Source organism: Methanoculleus sp. DTU007, assembly GCF_001512385.1.
Taxonomy (GTDB): Archaea; Halobacteriota; Methanomicrobia; order Methanomicrobiales; family Methanoculleaceae; genus Methanoculleus; species Methanoculleus thermophilus.
Window position 1 is genome coordinate 1 of record NZ_LFRO01000072.1, and the last position, 7,209, is coordinate 7,209.

Sequence of the window (7,209 nt, forward strand, 5' to 3'; positions counted from 1 at the left end):
TCGACCGGCATGACGCCGACCGTGTAGGCACCGTTGTAGAGGAACGGGATGTCGTACTGGTGGACGACCTTCGCGATGCCGGCGACGTCGTGGAGGTTCCCGAACTGGTAGTCGACATGGTCGAACATGGCGAGCGCCGGGTTTTTCCCGGTCTCCCTGATGACCTCCTCGATCTTTTCGGCGACGGCGTCGGGGGTGACGAGGTTCTCCTTCGAGATCGGGACCTCCTTCACGACGCCTCCCGCCTCTTCGACCGCCAGGAACTCCGTGTAGTGGGCGAGGGGCGAGACGATGACGGGGTCGCCTTTCGAGACGAGGGTGGAGGCGACCGCCTGAAATCCCCTGCGGGCTCCGGGGACGACACGGGCCACGTCCATGTTCACGAACTTCGCGAGGTCCTCGTGGAACGCCGCAATGGAGGGCTTCGTGATCTTATCAAGCCGGAAGGGCTTTCGGCAGGCGTCGCAGGTTGAGTAGCCGTCGCCGTAGGCGATGAGCGCCTTCCGGGCCTCGAGGGTCAGGCGGCCGGCGGCCTGGATCGGCTGGATATTGATATAAGCCTCTTCACGATTCCGAATATCGAGGGTGCCCGCGATCTTCGTGACAGCAGGGGTCCCGGTCCCCGCCTCCAGGTCGTCAAGGATGGCGCGGACCCGGGCGACGCCCTCCCGTACAGCCTGCTCCTCGTCGGGATCGAGACCGGTCGGGAGCGCCTCCCGGAGCACTTCCCGGATATCTTCAAGGGCGAAGAGGGCTTCAAACGTCTTCTGAACCTGTTCTTTCATGGAACACCTCAAGCCGAGGCCCGGAGTCGAACCGGGATGGAGTTGATCTGCAGTCAACCGCGTAGCCGTTCCGCCACCTCGGCAGGATAGGGGGTTAACAATTGTTAATTCTACTATCATAGATAACAATTGTGAATATTTATACCTTGGGATTGTGCGGCCCGCCGGAGGAGAGAAGGAGGCAAAAGTTATCCGCGATCGGACAAAAGCAAGGACTGCCGCGGCTCAGAACGCCAGGCGAACGAGCCACGACGCCGCCGCCATGACCGTGACGACGGCGATCGCCCAGCCGGCGGTCATGCAGAGGAGGGAGGAGAACCGCGGATACTGAAAGAGCCAGGCGACGACGGGAGTCCCATAGAGGGCAATTCCGGGGAACCATATTGTCGGGATGAGCATCAGGGCCCCGTATCGCCCAAGAAAGGCAACCCTGCCCGCCCTTGCATTGGTCGTCTGGATCAGTCGCTGGAGCAGACGAAAACGCCCGCCGAAGAGATAGCAGAGTTCGAGGATACCGATCATGACCCCTACCGCCACCGATGTCAGGAGGGCAAGCACGATCGCAGGATGAAGCCCAAACCCAAGGCCGATGACGGCCGCGATCGCCTGGAAGGCAAGCGTCGATGCGATGAGCGTAACGATCACCAACGGGGGCACTCCGAAGGCGAATCCGAGAAGGAGCGGGAGAGCCAGGAGGAAGAGGATAACAAGCGTGGCAATTCGTGCGATCGCAAAAATGCAGCGCCCAGATGCAAGAGCCCGCTCACACCGCTCGAGGCCGGCAACCAGGAACATGGGTCTTCCCCTGTGCCCAGGAGATAATTAACCTGTGCACCGGGATTGTCCCGGACGCAGTAGAGGCTCCATGCAGGTATTCAGGGGCTCAAGACGCCTCGAAAAGATGCAGGGGGTTGGATAGCGTCCTGACGCGCCATAAGATTCAGGCATCACCCGGGTCCTCCCCGATACAAGAAAGGGCCTACCCGGGAAGCCATGGCGTAAAAAAGCAGATTTTTATTCGGGAGAGACCTACACCCAAGTTTATGAGCGAGGAAAAAGGTCGTTTTGTTCAGGGGAGGTGGGTGGTTGACCCCGACCCCGAACCTGTGGAGGAGGAGGCTCCGGCCGCTCCCACCGTTGAAGAACGCATACACGAGGCAGCCGAATCGGTCCGAAAAGCCGTCAACGACGTTATGAACGCGGGCCACCACCTCCTTGGAACGCCCGAGGGGCACGAGCATATAGAACGGACGGCACGAAAGGCTGGTGAGGACCTGGAACGGGCAATCAACGCCTGGGCGGAGTCAGCGCGGCAGGCCCTCCGAAGACTTTAGGAGAGCCGTGATCCGGGCGATGACCTCCGGGTTTCTCGGCAGCATGATATGGCAATAGTGCTCCGGGTGCCGGGCCAGGCTCCCGGGATCCTCCGGGAGGAGATCCACCCTCGCGCCGGGGAGGTAGGAGTCGGTGTGGGGGACGATGCCGTCCCCGGCATACGTCGTCCGCCACCCGCCGTTCGGGTCGATCTCCCATGTTCTGCCGCCGAACGCCGGGAAGAACGCCGGCGTTTGGGTCCGGTTTGCGGCGAGGAGGAGCCGGTAAGCGATATCGTCGCGGGTCCCGGCGCGGCGAAGCGCCAAAACGATCTTACTGCCCGGACGGAACTCCTGAACGATGGTGTCCTCCCCGGGGTCGTAGTCCTCCGGGACGAAGACTCCTGCAAGCCGCCGGATCACCTCCGGGCCCTGCTCGGGATCGTTGAAGAGCTCGGCGAGAGCCGAGCCGTTGTTCGGGGGGCCGATCCCGACGATCAGCCGAACCTCTTCCTCTTGCTTGCTGCCGTCGAGGACCTCAAGGAGGTACCGGGCGATGCATGTCCCCATCGAGTGACAGACGAGGTCGACGGGGCCGGCGTAGCCGGTCTCTCTCCGCTGTTTGTGGATATAGTCCTGGAGAGCGAGGGCGATAGCCTCTGTCCCGGCGTTCTGGATTGCGGTGTAGTCAAACCTCCAGATGGGCACTCCGGTCTCCGATAGAACCGGGGCAAGGCGATTCCAGATGCCGGGATGGCTCCGCCACCCGTGGACCAGGACGGCCGGACGCCTCGAGTTCATCCGGATGGTATCACGCCTCCTCCGGGCAGGCAGGGTTCATGTACTCATGATCCAATCCCCGGCACGATGTATGTTTCGGCGGATCTGCAATCCAGCGTGAGGCTGACCCTCTCCGTCTCTTTCATCAGAACTTCCGGGCAGAGATCGCGATAACGGGCGAACCTTAACCTCTGGGGATTCACCATCCCCGGTACCTCGACCGGACTCTCTCCGGGAGGATGCTCCGCCGGAAGACCCACTCGAAGTAGCGGTCGGTCATCCCGGCGATGAAGTCCCTCGCGAGTTCCGCCGGCGCGGCGGTGGCGACGTACCGCGGGGACACCCACGGTGCGTTGATGAGATCCTCGTACACCGGCGAGTTCTCGCGCTCATCCTCAATGTCCTCGATGATCCGATCGAAGAGATACCGGAACATGAACCGGATCTTCTCCCGGTTCGCGAGGAGCCTTTGGTTCGAGTAGATATGCTCCATGTTGAACTCCTTGAAGGCCGCGACGCACGCCGACGCCTCCGCCGAGAAGGCGATGCAGTCGGCATCGTAGCTCTCCGTGATGATGTCGCGGATCAGGATGTCGAGCACCTTTCGGTTGATATCGGAGAATGCTTCCCTCTTCCTTCCGGCGATACCGAAGAGGTCCATGCAGTTCTCTGGGAAGTCCTCGAGATCCCGTTCACCGATCACCTCGACCTCGAGGGCGTCCGCCAGATCGCGGCCGAGGTAGGAGATGCTGTCGGCAATTCTCACGACACATCCCTCGGCAGTGAGCGGGTGAGCATCGCCCCCGCCTTCGATCTTCCGTAGTTTACTCTCAAACGAGTCCCAGTCAGCTTCGCCCTCGATTGTGAGAGTATGGTTATTGGACTCGCCGTTGTGGCAGAGGATCCCATCGAGCACCTGCAGCGTGAGGTCGCATTCCTCGATGTCGTCGAGGGACCTGACGCTCTGAACGTTGTGCCAAAACCCCCTAAGTCCGTGCTCGGCGCAGAGCTCGTCGAGGAACGTCTCTCCGAGGTGGCCGTAGGGCACGTGGCCGATATCGTGGCCGAGGGCGATCGCCTCGATCAGGTCCTCGTTTAAGCCGAGGGCTCTTCCGATCGTCCTTCCAATCTTCGAGACGAGCTGGACGTGGAGGACGCGGTGGGTGATATGGTCGTTCTCGACGAGGTAAAAGACCTGGGTCTTGTCGATGTAGCGCGAGTATGCCTTCGAGTGGACGATCCGGTCGGCGTCCCGGAAGAACGGCGGCCGGATCACCGGCTCTTCGGGTTTGAAGCCGGACCGCCTGATATAGTCGGCGTTTCGGGTCGCACGGGGCGAGAGGAGGGATTCGCGATCGGCCATTCTCCGGGCCATCCGGTCGGCGATGTAGGGCGGGATCTCCATGGTATCCTCCAGTGAAGAGTTCTCGGCCGGGAAAAGGGATAGGGCTTTCTGTATCGGCGGGAGGAAGCGGATCCGCGAAGACTATATCCCGAACAGACGAATCTCCCCGCATGTACCCGGAAGTCATCATCCACAACAGCGTGAGCCTCGATCACGCGGTGAGGGGCTTTGAGGTCGATCTCGGGCTGCACTACGGCGTGCTCCAGGCTCTCAAGCCGGGGGCGGTGCTCGCAGGTTCGGCCACTGCAAAGTCGGGGATCGAGATCTACCAGGATATCAACGAGCCCGAGACGGAGGCGGACCGGCACCGGCCAGAAGTCAGACAGGATGATCCACGCCCCATCTTCGTCATCGTCGACAGCAGGGGCGTGCTCAAGGATCTGCTCCACTTCTACCGGAAGATGGAGCACACAAAGGACGTCGTCGTCCTTGTCTCGGAGGCGACACCCGAAAGTTACCTCGATTACCTCCGCGAGCGGGAGTATCCGTTCATTCGGTGCGGCAGGAGCCGGGTGGATCTTCGGGGTGCCATACTGGAACTTGGGGAGCGATTCGGTATAACCCGGGTGGTCTCCGACTCCGGCCCCGACTTAAACGACGTCCTGATCCAGGAAGGGATCGCGGATACGATCAGCCTGATTGTCCATCCGGTCATCGTCGGCGGGGAGGAGAAGAGGCTCTTTTGTCAGGTTGGGGGCCCGGTAACGCTCGAACTTCAAAAAGCCGTGCCGATGGAAGGCGGAACGGTCCATCTCACGTATACTCTAAAAGATTAGGGAGGACTGCGGATCCGGCGGAGCACCCGTGCCGGACCAAAAAGACCTGCCAGCGGGGCGGCACCGCCCGGCTCACCGCCTCAACTGCCGCCTGATCGATACGGCGATATCTCCCCTCCTGAAGGCGGCATACCCGGCGAAAAGCACCGCAGCAGTGCAGAGGATCAAGCCGAGGGTTTCGGTGCTGAACCCCGTCGGATCGGACCCAAAGATGTAGTAGTCTGCGACCGAGAAGTGCATCAGAAATACGATGCCGAGAAGATACATGGTAAGCGCCAGCGTGCCGATCCCGTATGCCATGGGTCTCTGAGTATGCATACACAGGCCGAGGTTATTCATCTTTTGGATTTTTCCTTGCTGAACGGCGACATCGAGAAAAGACCCTATAGATTTAGGGATTTTTATTTTTACCATCTAAACACTAAAAATAAACGAATATTCTTGGCAGGGAGGGCCTGCATCCTGCCGGGCATCCGACCGGCTTTTGTTGTTGCCCATGGCCGCATGAGAATAGGGTGGAGTTGCGTTGGATTCCGAAGGAGTCGCCAATCGCTCCTCATGCATTCTTTGCGGCCCCAAAGCCGGCCAGGATCACCCCGAGGATGCAGATGATCAGACCGAGCGTCCCGGTGCTGAACCCCGTCGGTGCAGAACCGATGAAGTAGTATGGTGCCGCCGAGAAGTGCAACACAAGCGCTATGCCGAGGAGTGAGATGGTGATTGCCAGAGTTCCAGTGTCGTTTTGCATGTTCTCGGAAGAGACGTGGGCGGGGATCGGTTATCCGTTTTTTGGTGGTTTGCTGATTTGGATTGAACCCTGCCGGGCCGAAAAAGGCAGATATCCGATGCCGGAACAGTTCAGATGAGATCGAATTTCGAAACGTATATACCCGATTAATCAATCTCTGTACATGACCGGATGATGTTGAAACAGTGCCTGCATCTTTCCGGTAAAGGCATCGATCCCGCTTGCTTACACGATTTCAGCTGGATTACCGTCACCTCTCCGTATACTGATCCCGGAGGGGGGCAAACGAACTCATCGACGATTCATTGCAATGCGAGGAACTTCAATGAGCGGGAAAACTGTAGAAGATTGTGTTAGGGAGGTTAACAATTTAGCGGACAAGGCCGGTCTGTCCAGGGAGATCTGCGCCTACCAGTATAGGAAATATAAATGGATCTCAAACATCCTGTCGTTGATCATTCTGCTCTTCTCGGCATCCATCGCCTTCCTGAGTATCGTGGATACAGACATCCTGGTCTCGTTGTCGCTCCCCTTTCACGATCAGCAGGATCTGCGAAACGTGATTGCGTTCCTCGGCTTCCTGATCTTCGTGATCTCGTTCTCCGATAAAATACTGAACCTGACCGCGACCATGAACAAGTACGAGCAGGGGATGAGGCTCTTCACGGACTTCATACGGGACTGCCGTACGTTTCGGGACGTGGGGTCGAAGGACTGCGACGAAACTTCGGCCGGCCTGAAACTGGAATCGATCAAGGAGCAGTACAGTTACCTCAACCAGGTGATCTCCTCCAACATGCTCTTCAGCAAGACGTTCCTGAAGATTAAAAAATCGTATAAGATGAAGAAGCGGGTGAGCAAGATGCTCGACGAGGACCCCAATATCAGTATCGGTAAGTACTACCGGATGAGGATCTGGGAGTGGCTGTTCTGAGAAGCCCGGTAGGGCATGCAGAGCAGCGATATTCTTATTTTTGGCCGGAATCGAGCCACCCACTCTCGTTTTGTCCGGTTGGATGCCATAATCTCCTGCAGTCTCCAGGCAATCTGTTTTGATACTCGCTTAGCCACACCTCCTGAGGAGTTGAAACAGATAAAAGAAATCCATGGAACCGAGCCAACACCAATATGCAAACAGAGACTTGATGTTGAAAAAACGGGCGAATCTTTGAGAAAACGGTGAAGGAGACATACCCCCATCTTAAGCCGCTGGAGGGCTCGTATACCTATGGGTATGAGCCTATAGGAACACATATAAAGATAAACGTCAATTGCTCTGTATGGCAAAGGCTACCAACCTAACCCCAAAAGCGTTCCACGTGCCGGACGCGAAATACACAGAGTACACGAGAAACACGCTCTCCCACGCTGTGGAGGAGAACCGGATAACAAGCGAGGACGC

Annotated in this window: 9 protein-coding genes and 1 tRNA gene; 3 read left to right on the top strand and 7 right to left on the bottom strand. The window is 58.5% G+C overall.

Annotated elements, in window-relative coordinates:
• The 3 genes from ACI94_RS07660 to ACI94_RS07670 form a co-directional block, all read right to left on the bottom strand.
• The coding region (locus tag ACI94_RS07660) for an aminotransferase class V-fold PLP-dependent enzyme (protein ID WP_286681279.1) at window positions 1–785 on the bottom strand (785 nt) is incomplete at its 3' end.
• Window positions 786–796: 11 nt separating this feature from the next.
• Window positions 797–868: transfer RNA gene (locus ACI94_RS07665), tRNA-Cys, on the bottom strand.
• Window positions 869–1,010: 142 nt separating this feature from the next.
• Complete coding sequence (locus ACI94_RS07670; protein WP_066957562.1) at window positions 1,011–1,580, bottom strand: hypothetical protein; 570 nt, start codon at window positions 1,578–1,580, stop codon at window positions 1,011–1,013.
• 248 nt (window positions 1,581–1,828) lie between these two features.
• Between ACI94_RS07670 and ACI94_RS07675 the strand changes: the two genes are divergently transcribed.
• Window positions 1,829–2,119, top strand: a complete 291-nt coding sequence (locus ACI94_RS07675) for a hypothetical protein (RefSeq protein ID WP_066957564.1) — start codon at window positions 1,829–1,831, stop codon at window positions 2,117–2,119.
• On the opposite strand, the gene ACI94_RS07680 is transcribed toward ACI94_RS07675, so the two are convergent.
• Together ACI94_RS07680 and ACI94_RS07685 are read right to left on the bottom strand one after the other, a co-directional pair.
• Window positions 2,090–2,899, bottom strand: a complete 810-nt coding sequence (locus ACI94_RS07680; protein ID WP_066957566.1) for an alpha/beta fold hydrolase — start codon at window positions 2,897–2,899, stop codon at window positions 2,090–2,092. The genes ACI94_RS07675 and ACI94_RS07680 overlap by 30 nt on opposite strands.
• A gap of 178 nt (window positions 2,900–3,077) precedes the next feature.
• Window positions 3,078–4,283 (bottom strand): deoxyguanosinetriphosphate triphosphohydrolase family protein, encoded by a 1,206-nt coding sequence (locus ACI94_RS07685; RefSeq protein ID WP_286681280.1) that lies wholly within the window; start codon window positions 4,281–4,283, stop codon window positions 3,078–3,080.
• A gap of 110 nt (window positions 4,284–4,393) precedes the next feature.
• Here ACI94_RS07685 and ACI94_RS07690 point away from each other — a divergent pair, with 110 nt between their 5' ends.
• Window positions 4,394–5,059: a dihydrofolate reductase family protein gene (locus ACI94_RS07690; RefSeq protein WP_066957570.1), complete on the top strand. Its 666-nt coding sequence runs from the start codon at window positions 4,394–4,396 to the stop codon at window positions 5,057–5,059.
• 72 nt (window positions 5,060–5,131) lie between these two features.
• On the opposite strand, the gene ACI94_RS07695 is transcribed toward ACI94_RS07690, so the two are convergent.
• Together ACI94_RS07695 and ACI94_RS07700 are read right to left on the bottom strand one after the other, a co-directional pair.
• Window positions 5,132–5,359, bottom strand: coding sequence for a hypothetical protein (locus tag ACI94_RS07695; RefSeq protein WP_066957573.1), 228 nt, complete (start codon window positions 5,357–5,359; stop codon window positions 5,132–5,134).
• A 256-nt stretch (window positions 5,360–5,615) separates the two neighbouring features.
• Complete coding sequence (locus tag ACI94_RS07700) at window positions 5,616–5,807, bottom strand: hypothetical protein (RefSeq protein ID WP_066957575.1); 192 nt, start codon at window positions 5,805–5,807, stop codon at window positions 5,616–5,618.
• 451 nt (window positions 5,808–6,258) lie between these two features.
• On the opposite strand from ACI94_RS07700, the gene ACI94_RS07705 reads away from it, so the two are divergent.
• A complete protein-coding gene (locus tag ACI94_RS07705; RefSeq protein ID WP_150468711.1) occupies window positions 6,259–6,741 on the top strand; it encodes a hypothetical protein in 483 nt (160 codons plus the stop codon).
• Window positions 6,742–7,209: the final 468 nt, after the last annotated feature.